This window comes from Leucobacter chinensis (assembly GCF_019049105.1).
Taxonomy (GTDB): domain Bacteria; phylum Actinomycetota; class Actinomycetes; order Actinomycetales; family Microbacteriaceae; genus Leucobacter_A; species Leucobacter_A chinensis.
On the sequence record NZ_JAHQZR010000006.1, the window covers coordinates 200741 to 224126 of the forward strand.

The window sequence follows — 23386 nt, forward strand, 5'->3', positions numbered from 1 at the left end:
GCTGAGGAGTCTCGAGTGCACAGCCTGACGGGTGCGCTGGCGGGGTAGAATGATCGGTATGCCACACGTACCAACCCCTTACGAAGACCTGCTGCGTGACGTGCTTGAGCACGGTGCCCAGAAGGGTGACCGAACCGGTACCGGAACGCGCAGCGTGTTCGGCCGCCAGATGCGTTTTGACCTCAGCGAATCGTTTCCGCTCATCACGACGAAGCGTGTGCACCTGAAGTCGGTTGTCGGCGAGCTGCTCTGGTTCTTGCGTGGCGACAGCAATATCCAGTACCTCACCGACAACGGCATTCGCATCTGGAACGAGTGGGCCGATGAAAACGGCGAGCTCGGCCCGGTTTACGGCGTGCAGTGGCGCTCGTGGCCCACGCCGAACGGTGAGCATATCGACCAGATTTCACAGGTCATCGAGGCGATTCGCGAGAATCCTGATTCGCGCCGCCACATTGTCTCGGCGTGGAACGTCGCCGAACTTGACAACATGGCCCTGCCTCCTTGCCACGCGTTCTTCCAGTTCTACGTCGCCGACGGCAAGCTCTCGTGCCAGCTGTATCAGCGTTCTGCCGACATGTTCTTAGGCGTTCCCTTCAACATTGCGTCGTACGCGCTGCTCACGCTGATGGTTGCGAAGCAGACGGGACTCGAACCGGGCGAGTTTGTGTGGACGGGCGGAGACTGCCACATCTATGACAACCACGTCGAGCAGGTGCGAGAGCAGCTGAGCCGTGAGCCATACCCGTACCCGCAGATGGCGATGGCCGAGCGTGACTCGATCTTCGATTACGAGATCGGCGACTTCGAGGCCATCGGCTACGAACACCACCCAACCATCTCGGCTCCGATCGCGGTATGACCATGAGAATCGCAATGATTTGGGCGCAGGCTGCCGGGGGAGTCATCGGCAAGAATGGCACGATGCCGTGGCACGTGCCAGAAGACCTCGCACACTTTAAAGAAACGACCTTGGGTGCCCCAGTCATCATGGGAAGGCGCACCTGGGAGTCGCTCCAAGATCGCTTTCGCCCCTTGCCAGGGCGACAGAACTACGTCGTTTCGCGCACCCTTGGCTTTCACGCTGAGGGCGCGACGGTCGTGTCGTCGCTTGAGCGTGCGCTTGAGATGGCGAGAGAAGCAACAACCGAAACCGTGTGGATCATGGGGGGTGGGCACCTCTACCGCGAGGCGATGCCCCACGCTGATGAACTCGCAGTGACCCAGCTCGACCTTGAGGTGACGGGGGGCGACACCTTTGCCCCCGAGATCGGGCCCGAGTGGATGCTGCTTGAACGAAGCGAGCCGGCTCTCTCGGCGAAGGGCACGGGCTACGTATTCGAACGCTACGTGAGGCGTTCGCAAGGGGTTCAAGTCGTCGCGTAGAACCGCTGGCCTCGTTTCTTGGGGTGCTCTGGGCCCGTAAGAATGCACGAGAAGCGAAACCCCAGCCCAAAAGTCGGGTACCCTAGAGAGGTGTCTGTGAAAGAGAATCCATTTGGCCAGGTACTGGTCGCGCTCATTACTCCCTTTGACGCCCAGGGCGAGGTTGATTGGGCTGCCACCGAGCAGCACATTGAAGACTGCATCGTTCGTGGCGCCGACGGCATCGTCGTCACTGGAACGACGGGTGAGACCTCGACGCTCACCGACCCCGAGAAACTGAAGCTGGTCGAGGTCGCGAAGTCGGTCTCATCGGGCCGCGCCAAAATCATCACCGGCGGCGGATCAAACGAGACCGCGCACGCGATTGAGCTCTACAAGGCCAGCGAGAAGGCGGGCGCTGACGGCGTCATGATCGTGACCCCGTATTACAACAAGCCGACGCAGGCTGGGTTGCTCACGCACTTCCGCATGGTTGCCGATGCCACAGACCTGCCCGTGATTCTCTACGATATTCCCGGTCGAACGGGTGTGCCGATCCGCTACGAAACGATTCTGCGGCTCGCAAAGCACCCGAACATTCTGGCGGTCAAAGACGCGAAGGGCGACTTCAGCGAAGTGAGCCGCGTGCTCAACCAGACCGATCTCATGTACTTTTCAGGCGATGATGCGAACGTGCTGCCGCACCTCGCGATCGGAGCCAGCGGCCTCATCGGAGTGACCGCAAACGTCACAGCATCGCCGTACCGCGTCATTATTGACGCGGTGAACCGTGGCGATCTGCACGCTGCTCAGGCAGCGCATCAGCAGTTGGAGCCGCTCGTTCGTGCCGTCATGACGCACGTGCCCGGCACCGTTGCTGCCAAATACATTCTGCACGGCCTTGGCCGTATCTCAAGCCCCCGGGTGCGCCTGCCTCTCGTTGGTCCTGAAGAGTGGGAAGCCGCTCTCATCGAAGACGAGCTCGGTCTCGTTGGCGAGCTCGCAGGGCTTGATCTTTCAAATTTCCGCCCAGACCGAAACGCCGCTGCAGGCGGTGCACTTCCAAAGGTCGCGGGCACCACTCGATAGGAGCGAATCTCACTTGCTACGTCACGCGTACGACCCACCAGCACTCACGCCCGGCACGCTTCGGGTCATCCCCCTAGGGGGGCTCGGAGAGGTCGGTCGCAACATGACCGTCTACGAATTCGACGGCAAGCTGCTCGTCGTTGACTGCGGCGTCCTGTTTCCAGAAGAGCACCAGCCCGGTGTCGACCTCATTCTTCCCGACATTACGAAGATCGAAGACCGTCTCGACGACATTGTCGGCGTCGTGCTCACGCACGGTCACGAAGATCACATCGGCGGGGTGCCGTACCTGCTCAAGAAGCGCCACGACATTCCGCTCATCGGCTCGAAGCTCACGCTCGCGCTCGTTGCGGCGAAGCTCAAAGAGCACCGCATCAAGCCAGTACTGCACGAGGTCGTCGAAGACGAGCGCATGCAGCTCGCACCCTTCGACCTCGAGTTCATTGCCGTGAACCACTCGATTCCCGATGCTCTCGCGGTTGCCATTCGCACCCCCGCCGGCCTCGTGATTGGCACCGGCGACTTCAAGATGGATCAGCTGCCGCTCGATGGTCGCATCACCGACCTGCGAGCCTTTGCCCGCCTCGGTGAAGAGGGCGTCGATCTCTTCATGACCGACTCGACAAACGCTGAGGTTCCCGGCTTCACGCCGCTTGAAAAAGACATCGGGCCCGTCATCGAACAGGTCATTGCCCGTACCGAGGGCAAGGTCGTGGTCGCGAGCTTCTCGAGCCACGTTCACCGCGTTCAGCAGGTGCTCGACGCAGCTGTCGCGAACGGTCGCCGGGTCGTGTTGCTCGGCCGTTCAATGGTGCGCAACATGAAAATTGCCGCCGACCTTGGCTACCTCGAGGTGCCCGAGGGGGTTCTCGTCGACCTCAAGAAGAGCGGCGAGATTCCTGACAACCGCATCGTCTACATGTCGACCGGCTCGCAGGGCGAACCCATGGCGGTTTTGAGTCGCATGGCCAACCAGGAGCACCAGATCGAGGTAGGCGAGCGCGACACCGTGATTCTCGCGTCGAGCCTCATTCCCGGTAACGAGAACTCGGTGTACCGGGTCATCAACGGCATCATGCGCCTTGGCGCCCACGTCGTGCACAAGGGCAATGCCAAGGTGCACGTTTCGGGCCACGCCTCGGCTGGCGAGCTCATGTACTGCTACAATATTGTGCGGCCAAAGAACGTCATGCCCATTCACGGCGAGTACCGTCACCTCGTTGCCAACGCCGAGGTCGCGATTCAGACCGGCGTGCCTCAGAACCGTACGATCATTGGCGACAACGGCACCGTCGTTGACCTCGTCGATGGGGTCGCGCGCAAGGTGGGACAGCTCGATATCGACTTCATCTACGTCGACGGCAAGAGTGTTGGCCGCGTGACCGATGAAGACCTTCGTGACCGCCGCACGCTCGCCGAAGAAGGCTTCATCTCGGTCGTGACCGTGGTTGAACCGGTGACCGGGCAGATCGTGTCAGGCCCCGACGTGCACACGCGCGGTGTTGCCGAAGAAGAAGAAGTGTTCGCTTCGATCACGCCCAAGATCGCTGCGGCGCTCGAGCAGGCCATGAAGGAGGGCACGACCGATCAGCATCAGCTAGAGCAGATCACCCGTCGCACCATCGGCCGCTGGGTTGGTACGAAGCTTCGTCGTAAGGCGATGATCGTGCCGGTGGTTGTGCTCGTCTAAGGAGACTCGGTATGAGTGAGAAGAAGCCCGTCGCTCCTCTCGAAGAGGTTGCGCAACGCCTCAAGGCGAGCAAGCAACCAGTGTTCTACGTGAGTCGCACCGCCACCCACCTCGTGGGTGTCGAGGCCTTTGTGCCTGGGCTCTCATTCATCACCCTCGTTGACAGTTGGAACGCAACGCATCCCGCGGTTTTCGTTCCCAGCAACATTCCCAACCCAGCACCGCGGGGCAACATCTCGGTCGTGAACTGGCTGCTTAAGAACCCTGAGGTGATCTCGCATATGCGTGCTCGAACACCAGAGGGTTTGAAGCCTCAGGTTCTGCTCGCCTTCTTCGACGAGACCTCAGAGGCGCTGTGCCGTGAGATGGGACTTGAGCTCATCATGCCCTCGAACGCCTTGCGCCATAGACTCGACTCGAAGATGGTGACCACGCAGCTGGGCGAGAGCGTTGGCGTTATGAGCGTGCCAAACGTTATCACGCGTGTTGCGAGCTGGGCAGAGCTTACGAGGGCCGCTACCGAGAACGGCCTCGGCGATGATCTCGTCGTGCAAACGGCCTACGGGAACTCGGGTGAGACGACATACTTCATCGACGACCAAGAGCGCTACGAGGCTGTGGCAGCGAAACTGCGTGATGTTGACGTCAAAATCATGAAGCGCATCAACCACTTGCCGCTCGCCGTCGACGCAATTGTTACCGGCAACGGAACCGTGGTGGGCCCTATCCTGAGCGAGGTCACTGGGCACCGCGAACTTACCCAGCACGCTGGCGGCTGGTCGGGTAACGAGATGTCACCAAACGTGATGAGCGCTGAGGCTCGCGCCAAGGGCGTTGAGATGGTGCGTCGCTTCGGCGACGGCCTCGCGCAAGAGGGGTACCGGGGTACCTTCGGCATCGACCTGCTCATCGACACTGATACCGACGAGGTGTACCTCGGCGAGCTCAACCCTCGCTTGACGGGAACGATGAGCATCACGAATATTCCTACCGGGGCATTCGCCGCGCTTCCGCTCATCGCGCTCCACATCGCCGAGTATGCGGGCCTCGATGTGGGGGTTGATGCTGCTGAGCTGTGCGAGGCATCGGCTGCGGCCGGCGCTTCGAGCGAGGAGTGGAGTCACATGATTATTCGTGCGACCGGCCCTCGGCCGCATCGCATTCTCCAGGCTCCGTTGACCGGTGTGTACCGACCGGTTTCGGGTGCACCGAGACTCGAGTTCGTTCGTGAGGCGCGTGACTGGCATAGCCTGCAACCGGGTGAGGTGTTTTATCTGAACACCGTCGCTGACGGGGGCTTCAGCACACGGGGTACCGATCTCGGTATCGTGTACGCGAGAACGCGGGTGCAAGATAATGAGCGCAACCTCACGCCTGAGGCGCGCGAACTCATCGCCTCGGCGCATGCACTGTATCGCATGTCGGCGTTGAGCGGCGTACAGAATTTCGTTCGTAAGGCACGGCTCGCAATCGCCATTGCCACAAGGCGATAAACTCGGTCTGAGAGGCGTAGCTAGGGTGCTGCGCCGCCTAGGGCAGGAGCGTTCGATGCAACCAGAGTCACGACAGACCCCTCGATTTAACTCTCCCGCTGGGCCCGTCGAGGGGTGGATCGACGGCGCCGTAAGACGTGCCACCGGTATCCCGTATGCGACCGCTCTTCGGTGTGAGGAGCCGACTGCGGTCGAAGACCGTGAAGAGCTCCTGTTCGCAACCGAGTGGGCTCCGGCCTGCCCGCAAAACCCCGCTCCGCTTTTGGAAGAACGACTTGGCTACCGGCCAGATGAGCTTCAATACGATGAAGATTGCCTGCGCCTCTCAGTGACAATGCCAGGCGAAGAAAGTGACGAACCGCTTCCCGTGCTCGTCTGGATTCACGGAGGTTCGTATGTTTCGGGCGCGGGCGATATCGGTTTCATGGACCCCGCGCCGCTCGTTGCTGACGCACAGGTCATCGTTGTCACCGTGACCTATCGGCTCGGGGTGCTCGGCTATGTGGGCGGTGGCTCGCGGCCAGCAAACCTTGGTGTTCTTGACCAACTGCTCGCTTTCGAGTGGGTGCAGCGCAACATTGCAGCGTTTGGGGGAGACCCTGAGAACGTCACGGCGTTCGGCGAATCGGCGGGTGCCGATGCGGTGCTACACCTCATGGCGATCCCTGGGGCCCCGAAACTCATGAGGCGAGCTATCGTGCAGAGCGCTCCGCTCGGCTCGCTCACGGCAGACCGGCCCAAGATGCATGAACAGATGGTGCCTACGCTCGCTGGAGTGAACGAGCACATGACAATCGATGAGGTGCTTGCGCTTGAGAAGGTTGCCGCCAAGGCCGCGGCAGGCTTTGGCCTCAGCTCTGCGATGCCCTACGGACCGCAGCCAGGGGCCACACCTTTTGAGCCCGGGGTAGGGCTGACCGAGGCACTCGCGCGCGTTGCGCCAGAGATCGAGCTCCTCATTGGCCACACGCAAGAAGAGGCCCGCTTTTTCTTAGAGAGCGTTCCAGTTCTTGCGAAGCTCGGCAGAGTTCCGCTCCTTGGCGGTGCCTTGCAGGGGTTCGCAGCCCGCGCCCTCACGAAGTCGGCGTACGCAAAGCCTGCTCGTGAGCTGGCAGCGACCATGCGAGCCGCTGGAGGGCGTGTGAGTCGCTTCGTGGTGACATGGTCGGCTCCGGGAAACCCTTTTGGCGCCTGCCACACCGTTGACCTCGCAATGCTGTTTGGCGACGAGCGTGCCTGGCGTGACGCCACGCTCGTTCGTGGGGCGAGCTGTGCCGAGATCGAGCAGAGCGGCCGCATCGTGCGACGTGCTTGGGGCGCGTTCGCACGGGGCAGGCACCCAGAGCCTCGCGACGGGGTGGCGGGAGTGATCCGCTTCGAACGGGCCTAGCGGCTCCCGTTAGCGACGGGCAGTTACCTTCGCTGCAAGGCGTTTGCCGACCCCGAGGAGCTCGTCGAGCTCGTCGCTCTTGATGATCTTGAGCACGATGCCGTAAACGAAGAGCATCGTGAATGAGATGATGAGGCACGTCGCGAAGGCGGTTCCAAACGAGCGCACGGTGAAGGCGCCCTCCTGCAGCCCTCCGAGCATCACGAGCACGATGAAACCTGCGATCGCTGCGAAGAACGCTGCGAAGCACGTCTTGATCAGCGTCGTGAGTAGGTTTCTGCCTGTGAGCCGGCCAATTTGACCGCGTAGCACGAGGAACGTTGCTGCGACCTGCCCAAAGGTGACGACGCCCTCAGAGAAAGCGAGCACGTAGGGAATGAGATAGGGCGGAAGCGTCATGCAGAAGAGTGCGCCAAGGAGCGCAACGGCCGAACTCACGACCGCGATGTAGAAGGGGCGCTTGGTGTCGCTGAGGGCATAGAACCCGCGGTTAAATACGAACAGGAGTGACTGCGCGAGCATGCCGATCATCGTGATGACGAGTAGGGGCGCGAAGATCTCGAGGTTATGGTGAGGCGCTTTGGGCTGCAGCATGCGCATGATGGGCATTGCGAGAATGCTCATCGTCGCGATCACAAACACCATCGCAAAGATTGCGGTTCCCGTCGCCTGGGTGAGGTAGCCCTTCATTTGGTCGATACGGCCAGCGTGCACGCTCTCACTCATGCGGGTGAAGTTCGCGGTCACGAGAGACATGACGATGACCGAGTGGGGCATCACCGCGATGGTTCGCACGAACTCCCAGCCACCAGAGCCCACGACATCTGAACTGTTCGCGAGGTTGAGTGCGAGCGTGTAAATGAGGCCCACGAGCTGCGCGACGAGTACCGTGAGGAAGAGCCAGAACGCGACCTTGCCCATGGTGCCGAGCCCGATGCCGCGAAAGCGAAAGTCGAAGCGAAAACGCAGCCCGATCTTCTTCCAGAACGCAAAGAGAATGAGTCCCTGAACGGCCACGCCGAGGGTAGCGGATCCCGCGACAAGCGCGATGGCGAGCGGATCCCAGCGGTCAAGCGGTGCTCGGCCCGCAGGGTCAGCGTCGTAGAGCATGAGGAAAGCCACGAGCCCTGCGATGTTGATGACGTTAGCGAGCACGGGTGACCACGAGTAGGGGCCGAAGAGTTTCTTGGCGTTGAGAACCTCGCCAACGACGGTGTAGAGCGAGAAGAAGACGATCTGGGGCAGGAGCCACCATGCGAACAGTACCGCAAGGCGAAGCTGCGCTTCATCCCACCCAGCGCCAAGGAATGAGATGAGGGCCGGAGTGACGATCGCGACGACCGGTAGGAGCGCCAGCGTTGCGACGATCGAGAGGGTCACGAGCTTGTTGATGTATTTTTGGCCGCGGTCTTCGCTGAGTGCGGCCTTCGTGATTTGCGGTACGAGCACCGCGGTCAGCGCGCCCGTGATGATGAGAATGTACACTGTGTTGGGAATCTTCATCGCGGTCCAGTACGCGTTATTCGCGAGCCCTGTCGCACCTATGGCGTGCGCGAGCAGCATGACGCGAAACACACCGAGGAGCCGCGAGGTGAGGGTTCCCGCCGCGATGATGACGCTCGCGCGGCCTGTGCGGTTGTCGCTCATGCTCCTTGCCCCAGCGGTGAATGATGCGCGGGGTGTGCGGTTGCGTAACTCATCATCACAACAGGCTACCGTCACAATCATGTAAAGAATCGGGGCACGCCGCCAGAGTGAGTCGCGTTGTCAGGGGCATCTCGTACCCTATAATCATGGCTTCTCCCTCTTCATCTGGCTCTGCGCGCAAAAAGCAGACAAACTCGCGTGCGAAATCTTCTGCGCAGTCGCGAGCGAAGAAGCCTGCCGCAAAATCATCGGCGAACGCCACCACTAAGATCATTCGTGATCCTGTGCAACGCCCCAATATCCTTGTTCGGGTATGGATGGCACTTGCGCACGGAACGGGTGCTGTCTGCCGCATGTTCCGTCTCGAGCGTCTTGAACCAGAACTGCGCAAAGACGGTACACCATTCTTCCTCGTGCTCGCGGCCATTGTTGGTCTCGTGTTCGAGTGGTTCCTCATCGGTAACTCCGTTGCCGACTGGGTACGCATTCACACGATGGGCGGCTTCGTGGGCCGCGTTTCATTCGTCTTTCCCATTGTGCTCCTGGGCTTTGCCTTCTGGCTCTTTAACCACCCGACGGGCACACACGATAATCGCCGCATTGCGGTAGGACTCATGCTCGCACTCGTCTCAACGACGGGGCTCGCACACATTTACGGGGGCAAGCCCCACCCGGGACAGGCCGATGCGGCAGCGTTCAGTGAGGCTGGCGGTGTGCTCGGCTGGGTGATTGGTCAGCCACTCTCGTACCTCACGGTGTGGGTTGCGACACCAGTGTTGAGTCTCTTGGCACTGCTTTCGCTCCTCATCATCACGAAGACCCCTCCGGCACGAATCGGTGCTCGAATTCGAGACCTGTACCGTTACCTCGTGGGCGAGACCTCGGCCGTGACCCCCTCTGAAGACGAGGTTTCAGAGGTTTCTGCTGAAGCAACGAAAGCGCTCGAGAAGCCCGCCGAGAAGCCCAAGAAACCGAAGAAAGATGCTCGAGGCGAGGTGCTTTTCGACATCGAAGAGTTTGAAAACGCCAATACCGAGAGCCTGCCGTTTTGGCGTCGTAACCCGACCGGGCGAGAAGAAGACCCCGAGTTTCATGCGAAGCCTCCGCTCTCGCCCCGCGGCACCGCCGAACCGGGCGACGTGCCCTTTGATTCTGCCCTCGTCGACAGTGAAGAAGCTACGCCTCAACCCAAAGCGCCCACGCCGCTTCCCCCACAGCGTTTCACCGCGTCGCCCGTTGCAACACCTGACCCTGTGACGGTCGAGAACCAGCAAAACTCGACCGACCTTTCTGATGTAGAGCCCGTGGTTGAGCGATTGCGGGCTGCGACTCCTCTTGAAGATCTCGAAGAAGACGGCACCGACGACACCAACGTGGTCATCGGGGCGGGCGAATCGATCGCGCTCGGTGAATTTCAACCCTTTGCGCAGCCGGCCCAGGAGACCGGCCCGCAGATGCACTACGACCTGCCTGACCAGGGCATGCTGAAGCTCGGCGAGCCACCGAAGATGAACTCCGAGGCCAACCAGGCCGTCATCGAAGCGATCGATGAGGTGCTGAAGCAGTTCAACGTTGACGCCAAGGTCGTTGGCTACTCGCGCGGCCCGACAGTGACACAGTACGAGATCGAGCTCGCACCCGGCGTGAAGGTTGGGCGCATCACGGCTTTGACGCAGAACTTTGCCTACGCCGTTGCCTCAGACAAGATCACGATTCTTGCCCCTATTCCAGGTAAGAGCGCGATCGGCATCGAGATTCCAAACCGCGACCGCGAGAACGTTGCTCTGGGCGATGTGTTGCGCTCGCAGAAGGCAATGTCTACTGCGCACCCCATGGCGATTGGCGTGGGTAAAGATGTTCGCGGTGACTTCGTACTTGCGAACCTTGCGAAGATGCCACACTTGCTCGTGGCGGGTTCAACCGGCTCAGGTAAGTCGAGCTTTGTGAACTCGATGATCACGAGTCTGCTCATGAGGGCAACACCCGCAGAGGTGCGCATGGTGCTCGTCGACCCGAAGCGCGTTGAGCTCACCGCCTATCAGGGTGTGCCACACCTCATTACCCCCATCATCACGAACCCGAAGAAGGCCGCCGAAGCGCTGCAGTGGGTCGTGAAAGAGATGGACATGAGGTATGACGACCTCGAAAGCTTTGGTTTTAAACACATAGACGACTTCAACCGTGCGGTACTCGACGGCACCGTCGCGGTGCCCGAAGGCAGTCAACGCGTATTGAAGCCGTACCCCTATTTGCTCGTGGTCGTCGACGAGCTCGCCGACCTGATGATGGAGGCTCCGCGAGACGTCGAAGCCTCAATCGTGCGCATTACCCAGCTAGCCCGTGCCTCTGGTATTCACCTGGTGCTCGCGACACAGCGACCATCGGTTGATGTTGTGACCGGCCTCATTAAAGCGAACGTGCCGAGTAGGCTCGCGTTTGCTGTGATGTCGGGCGTTGACTCGAAGGTGATTCTTGACCAGGTGGGAGCTGAAAAACTTATCGGTCAGGGTGACGGTCTCTTCTTGCCCATGGGGGCTTCGAACCCGGTGCGCGTTCAGGGTGCCTGGGTTGACGAAAACGAGATCAAAAATGTTGTCGAGCACGTGAAACAGCAGGCACGTCCTGAGTATCGTAAAGACGTTGCCGCAGCGATTGAGAAGAAAGAAATCGACCCAGATATCGGCGATGACCTTGAGCACCTGCTCAAGGCGGTCGATCTTGTCGTCGGCCTGCAGTCGGGTTCGACCTCGATGCTGCAGCGCAAGCTTCGTGTCGGCTACCAGAAGGCCGGTCGCTTGATGGACCTGCTCGAAGACCGTGGGATCGTGGGGCCAGCCGATGGTTCGAAGCCTCGAGAAGTGCTCGTCGGCGAAGAAGAACTCCCGAACGTGATCGCTATGCTCACGGGCGAGGAACCTCCGGCAGCGCAACAGCCTTCCCCTCAGCAGCCGCAACAGCCACCGGCTCAGCAACTCCCGCCGCAACCACAGGCCGAGGCTATGCAGGAGTCAGTTGCCCACGAACCCGTTGCGAACGACTACGGTGCTCCCGACCCCCGCTACGATGATCCGCTCGCTGCACACCAGCAGGGGCTCGAAGAAGTCGACGGTGAAGACGATGGTGACGAAGACGCCTGGGGGCTCACTGGCCGTGACGGCGGCTGGTAATCATGGTCAAGTGGTCGTTTGGTCACGATGAAGCAGGTAATCTAGGCGCATGAACTCTCAGCCCGTGAGCAACTGGAATATCGCGAATATCATTACGATTGTTCGCATTATCGCGACTCCCTTTTTTCTCTGGATGTTGCTTGCCGATGCGGGCCAGATGGGTGCGCTTCGCTGGGCCGCGGCTGTCTTTTTTATCGTCGCCATCGCGAGCGATGCGCTTGACGGCTATCTCGCGCGTTCGCGAGGTCTCGTCACCGATCTCGGGAAACTGCTTGACCCGATCGCAGATAAGGTACTCACGGGGGCAGCCTTCATCGGTCTCTCGATGCTTGGCGAGCTGTTCTGGTGGGTCACTATCATTGTGCTCATTCGTGAGGTAGGCATCACGATCCACCGTCTGCTGATCTCGCACGATGTCGTCGTAGCCGCCGCTTGGATGGGAAAGCTCAAGACGGTGGCACAGGCGGTCGCAATCGCCCTTGCGCTCTTCCCGTTACCTCAACTCATCGGTGACTGGTTCGTCTGGGTGAACATCGTGACGATGACCGTTGCCGTTGTACTCACGATCGCGTCTGGCCTCGACTATGTACTCACGCTCATGAAGCGGAAGCGCTTGCCATGAGTCAAGATGATGAGGTCGCTGCCACACTGCTTGAGGTGTGCGCCGGGCAATCGCTCACGCTTGCCACCGCCGAATCACTGACCGGAGGCATGCTTGCCGCCGAGCTCGTCGCCGTTCCCGGAGCATCACGTGTGTTTTCTGGCGGGGTGGTTGCTTATGACACGGCCTTGAAACACTCGCTGCTGGGTGTCGATGAGCGACTCCTTGCAGAACACGGGCCTGTGCACCGCGATGTGGCTCTTGCCATGGCTGAGGGGGTGCGGCATGCCTGCGCAGTGCGGGGTGTGCCAGCGAGCCTCGGGCTCGCGACGACCGGGGTTGCCGGCCCGGACCCCGATGCGCAAACGGGGCAGGGAGCGGGAACCGTGTGGATTGCCTGGGCGGCAGAAGGAGTCGCAAGAGCGCAGCAACTTCTGCTCACGGGCTCTCGGAGCGCGATTCGAGAAGGAACAGTGCAGGCAGCTCTGAGGTTACTCCTGCTAAACTTGAGTGATGGTGGCTCAGATTCAGGGTTTTCTCGGGAATAATCATGGAGATTCGCGGGTTGTACTCACTGACACTCGTGCAGAATGGAGTGGAGCGAACGGCAAACGAGCCAGCTGCTCGCGGTAAGAACATCGTGCGCTAAACTAACGCACACGACTAAGGAGGTTCCAGATGGTGCTCATGCGTGAAGAAATCGGTGACGTACTTCGGGACTTTCGCTTGCAAAAAGGGCGCACACTGCGTCAGGTTGCTGGTGAAGCGTCGGTTGCTCTCGGCTACCTCTCAGAGGTTGAGCGTGGCCAGAAAGAAGCATCGAGCGAAATTCTTGCCTCGGTCGCTGAAGCTCTTGATACGCCACTCTCGGTGATTCTTGGTGAGGTGAGCCAGCGTCTCGCGGTTGTCGAAGATATTAACCTGCACGTCTCGGTTCTGCCCGATACGGTGCCAAGCGGCCTGATCTCGGGCTATGCCCCCAAGCTTCTCGCTACGAAGGCCTAGGTCTTCGCGGGTGAAGTTGAGTGAGCTTTCTCTCGCTCTTGCTGAAGAGTTCGGTGCTGCCTATGGTGGCGTCTTGATGCGTGATCACTGGCTCGGTGCTCTCGGGTGTACCGGTGAGCAGGCGCTAGAGCGTGGCGAAACGCCAAAACGTGTTTGGGAGTCACTTTGTGATGAAATGCAGGTGCCCCTCGAGCGCCGGCATGGGCGCGGCATGCGTGAGCCGAAGCCTTAATCACCTGCGACACGCCGATGGGTGTTCGAAACTGTGTTCGATTCCTGTTACTCTCCGTTAACAGGGTGAGTATTCACTATGGTGCGAGCTTTTTCCGGTATTCCGCGTGAATGTCGGTGGTGCAAATTACCATCATTGGTACATCACCCAAGCCTTGTCGCTTTCAATTGTGAAAGCGGCAGTCTGTAGGCAGCAACCCCAGGGCGGTGCATACCGCCCGACGTTTTAGGAGAGCACCACATGGCACAAAATAAAGACCGTGCAAAGTCACTCGAGTCAGCCCTCGCGCAAATCGACCGCCAGTTCGGCAAAGGCTCGGTCATGCGGCTCGGCAGCGACGAGCGCGCACCGGTTGAGGTTATTCCCACGGGTTCGGTTGCCCTTGACGTCGCTCTCGGGGTTGGCGGGCTGCCACGAGGCCGAATCGTTGAAATTTATGGCCCTGAGGCCTCGGGTAAGACGACGCTGACCCTGCATGCAATTGCCAACGCGCAGCGCCAGGGCGGCATCGCAGCGTTTATTGATGCTGAGCACGCGCTCGACCCTGACTATGCACAGAAGCTCGGTGTCGATATTGATGCGTTGCTCGTTTCGCAGCCCGATACCGGTGAGCAGGCCCTTGAGATTGCCGACATGCTCATTCGCTCGGGCGCTATTGACCTCGTCGTGATTGACTCGGTTGCGGCTCTCGTGCCCAAGGCCGAAATTGAGGGTGAGATGGGCGACAGCCACGTGGGCTTGCAGGCCCGACTCATGTCGCAGGCGCTGCGAAAGATTACCGGTGGCCTGAACCAGACCAAAACCACGGCGATCTTTATTAACCAACTCCGTGAAAAGATCGGCGTCTTTTTCGGCAGCCCCGAGACTACTGCCGGCGGTAAGGCACTGAAGTTTTATGCCTCGGTGCGACTCGATATTCGTCGCATTGAAACGCTGAAAGAAGGCACCGATGCGGTGGGCAACCGTACTCGCGTGAAGGTCGTGAAGAATAAGATGGCTCCTCCTTTTAAGCAGGCGGAGTTCGATATTTTGTACGGCACCGGCATCTCTCGCGAAGGCTCGCTGATCGACTTCGGCGTTGATCAGGCCATCATTAAGAAGAGCGGCGCCTGGTACACCTATGAGGCTGACCAGCTTGGCCAGGGTAAAGAAAACGCGCGTCGCTTCCTCATCGAGAACCCTGAGATTGCTCAGGAGATCGAAGACAAGATTCTTGGCAAGCTCGGTATTGGCGGTGCGACTGAACCAGAGGTCGATAATGTTGCCGACCTGAGTGAGAAGCGCGGCGCCTAGCCACGAGATAGCGAAGAGCAATGGTAGTGAAGTTTGTGCCGGTAGAACCTGTGCCGAGCGAGCCGAAGCGGCCAGAACGAAGCAATCTGGCAGAGGTCATTGACCTTCGCGCAAAAATTGCAGAGGTTGAGGAGCGGGAGACCGCTCCTCACACCGATGCTCTCGTCGATGCGACAAAAACGTTAGCCCGTAAAGCGATGTCTTCTGGTGAGCTCAGGGCGGCGCTCCGCAATAAGGAGCACGACGAAGAGTCGATCGAACACGTCATTGAGTCGTTCGAACGACGACACTTTCTCGACGATGAAGCACTGGCCGTGGCAGTGTGTGACAAGCTTCGCCGCACCAAGCACGCGAGCAAGGGACACATCGCTCTCAAGCTTGCAGAGCGCAAGATTGATCGCGCGGTCATCGATGAGGTGCTGAGCGGCTTCGACGATGATGAGGAGCTCGAAACCATGCGAGAAGTGGCCCGAGAACGCGCCAGGAAGCTGAGTGCGCTCGACCGGGTGACTGCCGAACGCAGGCTCATGGGCTTCATGCAGCGCCGGGGTTGGGGCGGCTCTCAAATGATGACTGTGGTTCGTGAAGCGCTTGATGCCAGCGAAGGCTTAGTAGAATAGGCCATTATGACCGTCAGCACAGATACCTACGGCGACCTCACGCGTCCCGTTGACATCACTCTTTCTCCAGCTGCCAGGCGCGCCGATGGCAGCCCTCGCAGTTATACCGTGCGCACGCACGGGTGCCAGATGAACGTGCACGACTCAGAGCGCCTTTCGGGGTCGCTTGAAGCAGCCGGGTACGTGAAGGCAACCGATGTTGAGCAGGCCGACGTTGTGGTCATTAACACCTGCGCGGTGCGTGAGAACGCGAGCAATAAACTCTACGGCCAGCTCGGCCAGCTCGCAGAGACGAAGCGCCACCACGAGGGCATGCAGATTGCCGTTGGCGGTTGTCTCGCGCAGAAAGACCAGCACACGATCGTTGAGAAAGCCCCCTGGGTCGACGCGGTGTTTGGCACCCACAATATGGGTTCGCTTCCCGTGCTGCTTGAGCGTGCAAGACACAACGCCGAAGCTCAGGTCGAGATTATCGAAGCGCTCGAGGTCTTTCCGTCGATGCTGCCGACCAAACGTGATTCGGCCTCAAGCGGTTGGGTTTCGATTTCGGTCGGTTGCAACAACACCTGTACCTTCTGCATCGTTCCAAGCCTGCGCGGCAAAGAAAAAGATCGTCGCCCCGGTGACGTTATGAATGAGGTGCAGGCGCTCGTCGACGATGGTGCCATTGAAGTCACGCTTCTTGGCCAAAACGTCAATACGTACGGCGTCGAGTTTGGCGATCGCCAGGCCTTCGGCAAGCTACTTCGCGCGATGGGCGACATCGAAGGGCTCGAGAGAGTGCGCTTCACGAGCCCGCACCCCGCAGCATTCACCGATGACGTCATCGAGGCCATGGCCGAAACGCCGAACGTGATGCCCCAGCTTCACATGCCGTTGCAATCGGGTTCAGATAGCATCCTCAAGGCGATGCGCCGCTCATACCGAAGCAAGAAGTTTCTCGGCATTCTCGACCGCGTGCGCGAATTGCTGCCGCACGCAGCGATCAGCACCGACATCATTGTTGGCTTCCCGGGCGAAACCGACGAAGACTTCGAAGACACCATGAGGGTCGTTGAGGCTGCCCGGTTCACAACCGCGTTCACCTTCCAGTACTCGATTCGCCCTGGCACTCCTGCGGCCGAGATGGAGAACCAGGTACCCAAAGCCGTTGTGCAAGAGCGGTATGAACGGCTCATGGCCCTTCAAGACCGCATTTCGGCAGAGGAAAATGCCAAGCAGGTCGGTGAAGTGGTTGAGGTGCTCGTCGCAGAAAACGACGGCCGTAAAGACGACGCACGCAGACGCTTGAGCGGCCGTGCTCGCGACTCGCGTCTCGTGCACTTCGAAGTACCCGAGGGCTCAGAAGCGCCGAGGCCCGGCGACATCGTGACCGTTCGTGTGACGAGCTCGGCACCGTACTTCTTGATCGCAGACGCCTCAGACACGTACGAGCTTCGCCGCACCCGCTCAGGCGATGCGTGGGATCGCAGCCAGGCAGACAGCTGTGGCGCACCAACACCGTCAACGGGAACCGGCCGCGCAGTGAACCTCGGTTTGCCGACGCTCAGGGTTCGCTAAATGGCGGCTCAGGGCACGCTCTGGGCCGTTGTTGGCGCTACAGGAACCGGTAAATCAGCGCTCTCGCTCGACCTTGCTGAGCATCTTGGCTCCGCCGAGATTGTGAACGCCGACGCCATGCAGTTTTACCGGGGCATGAACATTGGCACGGCGAAGGTTCCCGTCGAAGAGCGCCGGGGCATCCCGCACCACCTCTTCGATGCGCTCAGCGTGACCGAAGAAGCAACCGTCGCCTGGTACCAGCCAACGGCCCGTGAACTCATCGCTGCAACGCTCGCGGGCGGCAACGACGTCATCCTCGTCGGAGGCTCAGGCCTCTACGTCTCAAGTGTGCTCTACGACTTTCAGTTTCCGCCACGAGACGAGGCCCTGAGGCAACAACTCGAGCTGGAGTACGAGGCGAGCGGGGTCGATCCGCTCATGCGTCGATTGCAAGCCCTCGCTCCGCAGGTCGCCGAAACGGTCGACTCGAGAAACCCGCGCAGGGTCATTCGTGCACTCGAGGTTGCCCTGCTTGGCGAAGACGCCCAGGTGCAGCTACCCAAGGCGCCAGAACTGTGGCATGAGAAAACCCGCGTTATCGGCGTGCACACGCCCCGCGAAATGCTCGTTCCGCGCCTGGACGCGAGAGTCGTGAATATGTGGTGCGACGGGCTCATCGACGAGGTGCGGGGGCTCATGGGCGAGGGCATCGAAGACGGGCAAACGGCCTCGCGTGCGATCGGATACCTCCAAGCCATTGCCCAGATGCGCGGCTCGATGACCGAGGCCGAGGCCATCGAACAGACGCAGGTGCTCACGAGACGATACGCGCGAAGGCAGGTCAGCTGGTTTAAGCGCTACCGCGAGATCGAGTGGATCGCTGCCCCCGACCTGAGACTCATCGACGACATCGCCGAGAACGAGGGCCGCGAATGACAACCCGGCAGCAACCGCGCACGACTCAGCGCGTCACGGTAGCAGGAACCCACTATCTCGTCGTGTTAGACGAAGCGGGCGATTGCCCAATCACCGCGAGCGAGCGCGCGGCGTTGCTACAACGCGAATCAGGAACGGCGCCAGCGGCAATCGTTCGTGCCGTGCGAAGCGAACACCTGGAGCAGGGGCGAAGCGCCCTCGCAGAAGACCCCGCAGCGGCCTGGTGGTGCGAGACAGTGAGCACCTCGGGAGCACCACTCGCGACAAGTGGCGGCGGCGTTCTCGCGGCTGTCGCGGCTCTCGATGCGTGGGGGAGTCTGCGTTTCGAGGACCGTCGTGACGCGATTCCGATGGCAACCCCAGACGGCATACGCGACGTCCTGGCGGGTCGCTCGGGTTACGCGGTCGACCTCGGTAGGTGGCGCTTCGCAGGACAGCCAGAGCCCGGCAGCCCTCATACTGTGCGCATTGGCTCTGAGCGCATCGAAGTGGTTGCGCACCTCAGTGATGCGACCCCTGAGCGGGGTCTGCGAACGGCGTTGCTTGCGGCAGATGAAGCACTCGGGAGCCCAAGAACCGTGCACGGGGTAGGGCAGGCTCGCGCCAGCGCCCTGCTAGAAGGCGAGATGCTTCCCTCGAGCTGCCTCGTCGCAGCAGCCACCGCGCTCACTCTCAGGCATCGTGGTGGGTTAGAAGCGCCCCATCACTGGGCAGTTGAATTCGACGAGGCAACGATCGGGGTGCGCATGTTCGCGACCGAAGAAGGCGAGCATGTCTCGGTGAACGCGCCCGTGCACGTGCTTGGCGAGCCTGAGGGACACTAATCGGCTGCCCGCGAAGCCTGTTCCGGTGGTCCGTCTGGCAGCGCGTCTGGCTGAGCACGGCTGCGTAACCGGAGACGGAGATTTCGCACCGCGATGCCGATAGCGATGGCAAACAGTACGATGACGACGATGAGTGACCAGGGAACAGCCCAAACCACGACCGTGATGCTCTCGGCCTCGGTGTTGAGCGCCCCGAGGTTTTGATCTCCTGACCTGAGCGAATCAACCGTGAAGGTGACCCAAACGGGGCCGATTTGCGGCACCTCGGCGAGGTCGCTTGAGAGGGTTGTCGCGCCCCCGCGCAGCAGCTCTGCGGTGGGCACGGCATCGCCTTTCGCGCTCCACAGCCCGAAGAGGCCCACGGCTTCAACCCTGGTCGTTCCCGAGACGCGAATGTTGCCGGTGTTGACGACGGTCGCGGTCGTGAGAAGCGGAGCGAGCCCAATGGGGCTCACCGGTGAGCGGTAACGGCCCTCGAACGAATCGACCGACAGCTTCGGTTCGACGGGGCCCGCGACCCGAACATGCGCGCGGGTTCCGACGGCGTATCGAACCTCAGTTCCTGCATCGGTGCCCTCGGCATCGTTTGACGGCGCATCGAGCACGGCCACGACACCGCCTGAGTGATCGCCCGGCTCAGCATCGCCAGGAATCGTGAGGGCTATGGGCACCACGAGTGAGCTTCGCGGTTCGACCGTGACCTCAGTGGAGTCAATGCTGAACCATGAACTCGGGGTTCCTGGCGTCTGTTCATCATCGGTTAAGGTGAAATCGTTCTCTGGGGTTTGCTCGGCGTCTCGCACCGCGAGCGTGACGGTGAGCGGAGTCTCGGCGTGGTTTCGTACCGCGATGTGGTCGTGGTACGTGAAGCCCGGTTCGACGATGTAGCTGAGCTCGCCTCTTCCGTCAGGCCCTTCCTCGGTCGCGGGAACCACTGACCAGGTGCTGTGAGGCGCGGTCTCGGCTGGGGCGGTCGTGTCATCGGCGGTCATTGGCATGGCGCCTGCTGGCGCAGCAATGCAGATGGTGAGGGCCGTGGCCAGGAGAGCGGTGAAGAGCTTGGGGCGCATGAGTGGTTTCTGTATCGTGAAGCTGTAAAGGGAGGTGCCCCGTCCGGCCTGTGAGGTCGGGCGGGGCACCCGTGTGTTGCGGTAGGCAGGGTTAGATCACGGTGATGAGTAGCACGCCGGTGTACTCGCCGATCGCGGTTGTGGTGGGTGCCTCGATCGTGAGATCTGCGCCGAGCACGGCGGTGCCACGTGAGTGCTGCGCGTCAGCCTTACCAAGCGCGCTCCACCCCTTCACTCCGTTGCCTGTCTCAAAACCGGGATCGACCTTCGCGCCCGCGCTCACGGTCTGCCCGTTCGAAGCGCTCACGACCGTGGGTTGCCAGCCGAGGTGCTTACCGTCGAGGGTTTCACCCACGGGTGAGACGAAGTTGCGCAGTCGGCCGCTTGCCGACCAGCCGAGGTCGCCCGAACGCGTGTCGGTGACGGTGATGCCGCCGACGGCGCCGTGTGAGACGAGCCGATCGGCCTGTTCGGTGAGGGCGAGCGGATCCATCGTGACGCGGCGGTGCGCCGCGTCAACGCTGAGCGTGAGCGCTCCCTCGGTTGCTTCGTGCGCTACCGTGATCTCGGGGCCAACACCCGGGGTGTTGCCGTGATCGTCAACGTGGATGTCGACGGGAGTGCTCTCGGCGAGTACCGCGTGGTTCTCACCGTAGACGACTGCCTTCACCTGCTGCTCGGCGGTGACGACGAAACCGTAGGTGCTGCCGTGGGCTTCGGGAACGATTGCCCACTCAGCCGAGGTGTTCGCCCGAGTGAACCAGTGCAGGTGGTCAGAGACCTCGGCCGGGCTCTGCGTCGCGGTGAGTGTCGCGACATCACCCGTGTGGTAGTGGCCGGCAGCCCCGGTGACGTTAAGCTCGACGTCAGTAACGGGCTCGGTAGCCTGCGCTTCTTCGCGAACAATGAAGGTGTAGTGTTCGGCTGGCGTGGTCGTGACCTCGCCAGAGGCGACATCGGTGACCTTTGCGGTGACGTCAAAGGAGTAGGTTCCCTCGGCGGTGAACCCCCAGTTCGAGTGTTCGTGGTAGCCGATGCTCGTGAAGCTGGTGATGTTGCTCGAGGTGCTTACGAGAGGGGCATCACCCTCAGCGCTGTGCCACATGGCGAAGTCTCCGGGCCCCTCGAAGTGTGAGATGGTGCGTTCGACCTCGACCGAGTCGGCCGCGAAGCTGTTGAGGTCGAAGCCGAATCCAATGAAGAGTTGCCCGGGTGAGTAGCGCTCTGGCGCGAGGTAGAAGGTGTCGGTTTGGCTAACCCCGAGCGCCGCGATCGCGTCGGAGTTCGCGGTGCGCTCGGCGACGCTCGGCTTTACGTGAAAAGCGAGGTCGCCCGCCTTCACGACGCCGAGGTCGTCTGAGTTCACAGCCAGGGTGGGCTCGCCCGAATCAGCTTTGGTGAGCCACATGAGGTCTGCGTGGCCACTCGCGACGATCGTTGGGTCTTCTGTGGGTTCTGCCGCATGGGCCGCTGTGCCACCGACGAGGGCGGCGAGCAGCGCGAGGCTGAGCCCTGCTTTGAGCCGTGGCCCAGAGCGGGTGAGTACTGATGTCATGTGCTGACATCCTTTCTATGTGATGCCGGGAGATCCTTCCGCCCGGCGGGGTTTGTTGCGAGCCTCGTTACCGTCTCTTGACGGTGTGCCGTGGGCGCAGTGAGGCGGCGCCGAGAAAGGCGATTCCGAGTGCGAAAAGCGCGACCGCGATTGCTCCCGTCTCGATCACCCAGCGTTCCCTCGAGCCCGTTTCGGCGAGACTCAGGTCACACGGTTTACCGTCTGGGGTTTGGCCGACGACGGTTGTGACGTCGTGTTCGCCGGCAGCCTGAGAGGGATCACCGTCGCCAACGAAGAAGGTGAGCACGGTGCTGGCTTTCTGCTCGGTGCCGCCGATGGTTGTGCTGAACGACATTGCCGCTCGGTAGGTGCCAGGCTCGGTGAATGCCCACACGCCGTGTACGTGAACCCCCGAGGCGCCAACGGCGATGCTCGTGCTTCGTGGAAACCCGCTCACGGTGCCAAAGAATCGGTCGCCGAGCCCGCCCCATGAATCCATTGAGTAGACGGCCATGTCACCCGGCCCGTCGAGTGAGTCGAGCGTGAGGGTTACGGGCCCCTGGGTTTTGCCAGCGATCGTGGGGTGCTGCGTGTTCCAGCCGAGCCAGGGCACCTGAGCCTGCTGCGTCAAAGGAATCTGCCAGATGTCACCGGTGCCGAGAAAGTCGAAGGTACCGCCGGGCGAACGGGTCTTCGCTGCATCGCCGAGGTGAAAGATGAGACGGGAGGGGTCGATCCACTCGCCTGAAGCCGAGCGATCGTCTTTGACCCGGGCCTTGAGCGTGCCGCCGTCGTAGACGGGGCCGAAGTCGAAGTGGCCATCAGTCGCGACGCTCACCGATTCTGCCGAGATCGCCTCGGTGACCTCGGTCGCGAGGCACTGTTCTTCGGCCTGACCCGACCGGGCTGCAGCGGCACCTGCGCCAGCTTCTGCGCGCTCCTCGGCCGCCGGCGCCTCGGCAGCGGGTGCTTCGGTGGCCGGTTTTTCGGCCGTGGTCCCGTTGTCGGTTGGCGTGGGAGCTTCAGGCAGCGGATCGGGGTCGGGTTTCGGCGTGGGCTTTGGCTTGCCCTGTTGCTCTGGCTGGGGGCAGGGGCCTTCGGGTGCGTTGCCGCTCACGGTGAAGCAGTAGGTGCTCGCCTCGCTCTCGACGGTCTCGCCCGATGGAAGCTTCGCGCTCGCGGTGAAGGTAAGCGCATAGTCACCCGGGGCCGTGAATGCCCAGTTGGCGTGACTGTGCGCGCCGGCGAACTCGGTCATGCTGCGAAGTGAGGGCTCTGACGAGCTGAGTAAGCGCTCGGTTCCGGTGGGCGAGCTCGCGAAGAGCTCGACGTCACCTGGGCCATCGATGTCGCTCAGCTCGAGGGTGATGGTGTCGCCCTCGAACAGTCCGGTTGGCACGGTCTCGGTCTCCCAGCCCGCCCAGAGCGTTTCGGGCTGGTAGCGCTCTTGGATGAGCCAGATTTCTGAGCCTGCGTCGCCTATGAACTCGTACTCGGGGGCCTCGGGAACGGTGCTCCGTTGCCGATCGGTGAGGTGAAAACGCACGTTTGTCGGCTCAAAGAGCTGGTGCGGGCCGCTCTCGACGTCGGCCCTGGTTTTGAGCTCAAGTGTGTCGTTTTGGTAGCGAACGCTCACCGCGTCGGTGTGCTGGCGGTCAAGCACGGTGATGCTCGCGGCTGCTCGTGCTGGTGTGGGAGACGCCTCGGGTGAGGGTGAAGGCGAATCTGCCTCGGCGGCTACGGCGAATGGTGCGTGGCCGATCACCATGGCCGCTGATATCGCGAGTGCGCTCAGGGAGAGAAGTAGTGATTTGGCGGCTGTGCCCAGGCGGTGTGGGGTGCTCATGAAGGGAGAACCTCGGACTCT

20 protein-coding genes are annotated in these 23386 nt (G+C 61.3%); 16 read left to right on the forward strand and 4 right to left on the reverse strand.

Annotated features, from left to right (window positions below):
* The first annotated feature begins 58 nt into the window (after nt 1-58).
* The 6 genes from KTJ78_RS08135 to KTJ78_RS08160 all read left to right on the forward strand — a co-directional run bounded on the left by KTJ78_RS08135 (nt 59) and on the right by KTJ78_RS08160 (nt 7027).
* Nucleotides 59-862 carry a thymidylate synthase gene (locus KTJ78_RS08135; protein ID WP_217134424.1) on the forward strand — a complete coding sequence of 268 codons (804 nt, stop codon included), beginning with the start codon at nt 59-61 and terminating at the stop codon, nt 860-862.
* A complete protein-coding gene (locus KTJ78_RS08140; protein WP_217134427.1) occupies nt 859-1386 on the forward strand; it encodes a dihydrofolate reductase in 528 nt (175 codons plus the stop codon). Before KTJ78_RS08135 ends, KTJ78_RS08140 begins: the two co-directional genes overlap by 4 nt.
* 90 nt (nt 1387-1476) lie before the next feature.
* The gene (gene dapA / locus KTJ78_RS08145) at nt 1477-2454 is read left to right on the forward strand and encodes a 4-hydroxy-tetrahydrodipicolinate synthase (RefSeq protein WP_217134429.1); all 978 of its coding nucleotides are present in this window, start codon (nt 1477-1479) and stop codon (nt 2452-2454) included.
* A gap of 13 nt (nt 2455-2467) precedes the next feature.
* On the forward strand, nt 2468-4144 hold the full coding sequence (locus KTJ78_RS08150; RefSeq protein WP_217134431.1) for a ribonuclease J: 1677 nt from the start codon (nt 2468-2470) through the stop codon (nt 4142-4144).
* 11 nt (nt 4145-4155) lie between these two features.
* Nucleotides 4156-5637 (forward strand): ATP-grasp domain-containing protein, encoded by a 1482-nt coding sequence (locus KTJ78_RS08155; RefSeq protein WP_217134433.1) that lies wholly within the window; start codon nt 4156-4158, stop codon nt 5635-5637.
* A 55-nt stretch (nt 5638-5692) separates the two neighbouring features.
* A complete protein-coding gene (locus KTJ78_RS08160) occupies nt 5693-7027 on the forward strand; it encodes a carboxylesterase family protein (protein ID WP_217134435.1) in 1335 nt (444 codons plus the stop codon).
* Nucleotides 7028-7036: 9 nt separating this feature from the next.
* On the opposite strand, the gene murJ is transcribed toward KTJ78_RS08160, so the two are convergent.
* Nucleotides 7037-8674 carry a murein biosynthesis integral membrane protein MurJ gene (murJ, locus tag KTJ78_RS08165; RefSeq protein ID WP_217134437.1) on the reverse strand — a complete coding sequence of 546 codons (1638 nt, stop codon included), beginning with the start codon at nt 8672-8674 and terminating at the stop codon, nt 7037-7039.
* A gap of 146 nt (nt 8675-8820) precedes the next feature.
* Between murJ and KTJ78_RS08170 the strand changes: the two genes are divergently transcribed.
* The 10 genes from KTJ78_RS08170 (at nt 8821) to KTJ78_RS08215 (ending at nt 18894) form a co-directional block, all read left to right on the forward strand.
* Nucleotides 8821-11841 (forward strand): DNA translocase FtsK, encoded by a 3021-nt coding sequence (locus tag KTJ78_RS08170; protein WP_217134439.1) that lies wholly within the window; start codon nt 8821-8823, stop codon nt 11839-11841.
* 49 nt (nt 11842-11890) lie between these two features.
* Nucleotides 11891-12463, forward strand: a complete 573-nt coding sequence (gene pgsA / locus KTJ78_RS08175; protein ID WP_217134441.1) for a CDP-diacylglycerol--glycerol-3-phosphate 3-phosphatidyltransferase — start codon at nt 11891-11893, stop codon at nt 12461-12463.
* Nucleotides 12460-12990: a CinA family protein gene (locus KTJ78_RS08180; RefSeq protein ID WP_217134454.1), complete on the forward strand. Its 531-nt coding sequence runs from the start codon at nt 12460-12462 to the stop codon at nt 12988-12990. Before pgsA ends, KTJ78_RS08180 begins: the two co-directional genes overlap by 4 nt.
* A gap of 130 nt (nt 12991-13120) precedes the next feature.
* A complete protein-coding gene (locus KTJ78_RS08185) occupies nt 13121-13447 on the forward strand; it encodes a helix-turn-helix domain-containing protein (protein WP_217134456.1) in 327 nt (108 codons plus the stop codon).
* Entirely contained in the window at nt 13416-13679 is a 264-nt protein-coding gene (locus KTJ78_RS08190) for a DUF3046 domain-containing protein (RefSeq protein WP_254259494.1), read from the forward strand. The genes KTJ78_RS08185 and KTJ78_RS08190 overlap by 32 nt, the downstream gene beginning before the upstream one ends.
* Nucleotides 13680-13919: 240 nt before the next feature.
* Entirely contained in the window at nt 13920-14972 is a 1053-nt protein-coding gene (gene recA / locus KTJ78_RS08195) for a recombinase RecA (RefSeq protein ID WP_217134460.1), read from the forward strand.
* 20 nt (nt 14973-14992) lie between these two features.
* The gene (locus KTJ78_RS08200; RefSeq protein WP_217134462.1) at nt 14993-15592 is read left to right on the forward strand and encodes a regulatory protein RecX; all 600 of its coding nucleotides are present in this window, start codon (nt 14993-14995) and stop codon (nt 15590-15592) included.
* A 6-nt stretch (nt 15593-15598) separates the two neighbouring features.
* The gene (gene miaB, locus KTJ78_RS08205; RefSeq protein WP_217134464.1) at nt 15599-17152 is read left to right on the forward strand and encodes a tRNA (N6-isopentenyl adenosine(37)-C2)-methylthiotransferase MiaB; all 1554 of its coding nucleotides are present in this window, start codon (nt 15599-15601) and stop codon (nt 17150-17152) included.
* On the forward strand, nt 17153-18070 hold the full coding sequence (gene miaA / locus KTJ78_RS08210) for a tRNA (adenosine(37)-N6)-dimethylallyltransferase MiaA (RefSeq protein WP_217134466.1): 918 nt from the start codon (nt 17153-17155) through the stop codon (nt 18068-18070).
* Entirely contained in the window at nt 18067-18894 is an 828-nt protein-coding gene (locus tag KTJ78_RS08215; protein WP_217134468.1) for a hypothetical protein, read from the forward strand. Before miaA ends, KTJ78_RS08215 begins: the two co-directional genes overlap by 4 nt.
* On the opposite strand, the gene KTJ78_RS08220 is transcribed toward KTJ78_RS08215, so the two are convergent.
* The 3 genes from KTJ78_RS08220 to KTJ78_RS08230 form a co-directional block, all read right to left on the reverse strand.
* Nucleotides 18891-19964: a DUF916 domain-containing protein gene (locus KTJ78_RS08220; protein WP_217134470.1), complete on the reverse strand. Its 1074-nt coding sequence runs from the start codon at nt 19962-19964 to the stop codon at nt 18891-18893. The genes KTJ78_RS08215 and KTJ78_RS08220 overlap by 4 nt on opposite strands.
* Before the next feature lie 91 nt (nt 19965-20055).
* Complete coding sequence (locus KTJ78_RS08225; protein ID WP_217134472.1) at nt 20056-21519, reverse strand: choice-of-anchor M domain-containing protein; 1464 nt, start codon at nt 21517-21519, stop codon at nt 20056-20058.
* A gap of 67 nt (nt 21520-21586) precedes the next feature.
* A complete protein-coding gene (locus KTJ78_RS08230; RefSeq protein ID WP_217134474.1) occupies nt 21587-23365 on the reverse strand; it encodes a TIGR03773 family transporter-associated surface protein in 1779 nt (592 codons plus the stop codon).
* Nucleotides 23366-23386 lie beyond the last annotated feature (21 nt).

What these genes read in the sequence shown, in the direction of transcription:
- KTJ78_RS08135 (WP_217134424.1), top strand. Translation starts at nt 59, where the DNA reads ATGCCACACGTACCAACCCCTTACGAAGACCTGCTGCGTGACGTGCTT.
- KTJ78_RS08140 (WP_217134427.1), top strand. Translation starts at nt 859, where the DNA reads ATGACCATGAGAATCGCAATGATTTGGGCGCAGGCTGCCGGGGGAGTC.
- KTJ78_RS08155 (WP_217134433.1), top strand. Translation starts at nt 4,156, where the DNA reads ATGAGTGAGAAGAAGCCCGTCGCTCCTCTCGAAGAGGTTGCGCAACGC.
- KTJ78_RS08160 (WP_217134435.1), top strand. Translation starts at nt 5,693, where the DNA reads ATGCAACCAGAGTCACGACAGACCCCTCGATTTAACTCTCCCGCTGGG.
- murJ (WP_217134437.1), bottom strand. Translation starts at nt 8,674, where the DNA reads ATGAGCGACAACCGCACAGGCCGCGCGAGCGTCATCATCGCGGCGGGA.
- KTJ78_RS08170 (WP_217134439.1), top strand. Translation starts at nt 8,821, where the DNA reads ATGGCTTCTCCCTCTTCATCTGGCTCTGCGCGCAAAAAGCAGACAAAC.
- pgsA (WP_217134441.1), top strand. Translation starts at nt 11,891, where the DNA reads ATGAACTCTCAGCCCGTGAGCAACTGGAATATCGCGAATATCATTACG.
- KTJ78_RS08180 (WP_217134454.1), top strand. Translation starts at nt 12,460, where the DNA reads ATGAGTCAAGATGATGAGGTCGCTGCCACACTGCTTGAGGTGTGCGCC.
- KTJ78_RS08185 (WP_217134456.1), top strand. Translation starts at nt 13,121, where the DNA reads ATGGTGCTCATGCGTGAAGAAATCGGTGACGTACTTCGGGACTTTCGC.
- KTJ78_RS08190 (WP_254259494.1), top strand. Translation starts at nt 13,416, where the DNA reads ATGCCCCCAAGCTTCTCGCTACGAAGGCCTAGGTCTTCGCGGGTGAAG.
- recA (WP_217134460.1), top strand. Translation starts at nt 13,920, where the DNA reads ATGGCACAAAATAAAGACCGTGCAAAGTCACTCGAGTCAGCCCTCGCG.
- KTJ78_RS08200 (WP_217134462.1), top strand. Translation starts at nt 14,993, where the DNA reads ATGGTAGTGAAGTTTGTGCCGGTAGAACCTGTGCCGAGCGAGCCGAAG.
- miaB (WP_217134464.1), top strand. Translation starts at nt 15,599, where the DNA reads ATGACCGTCAGCACAGATACCTACGGCGACCTCACGCGTCCCGTTGAC.
- miaA (WP_217134466.1), top strand. Translation starts at nt 17,153, where the DNA reads ATGGCGGCTCAGGGCACGCTCTGGGCCGTTGTTGGCGCTACAGGAACC.
- KTJ78_RS08215 (WP_217134468.1), top strand. Translation starts at nt 18,067, where the DNA reads ATGACAACCCGGCAGCAACCGCGCACGACTCAGCGCGTCACGGTAGCA.
- KTJ78_RS08220 (WP_217134470.1), bottom strand. Translation starts at nt 19,964, where the DNA reads ATGCGCCCCAAGCTCTTCACCGCTCTCCTGGCCACGGCCCTCACCATC.
- KTJ78_RS08225 (WP_217134472.1), bottom strand. Translation starts at nt 21,519, where the DNA reads ATGACATCAGTACTCACCCGCTCTGGGCCACGGCTCAAAGCAGGGCTC.
- KTJ78_RS08230 (WP_217134474.1), bottom strand. Translation starts at nt 23,365, where the DNA reads ATGAGCACCCCACACCGCCTGGGCACAGCCGCCAAATCACTACTTCTC.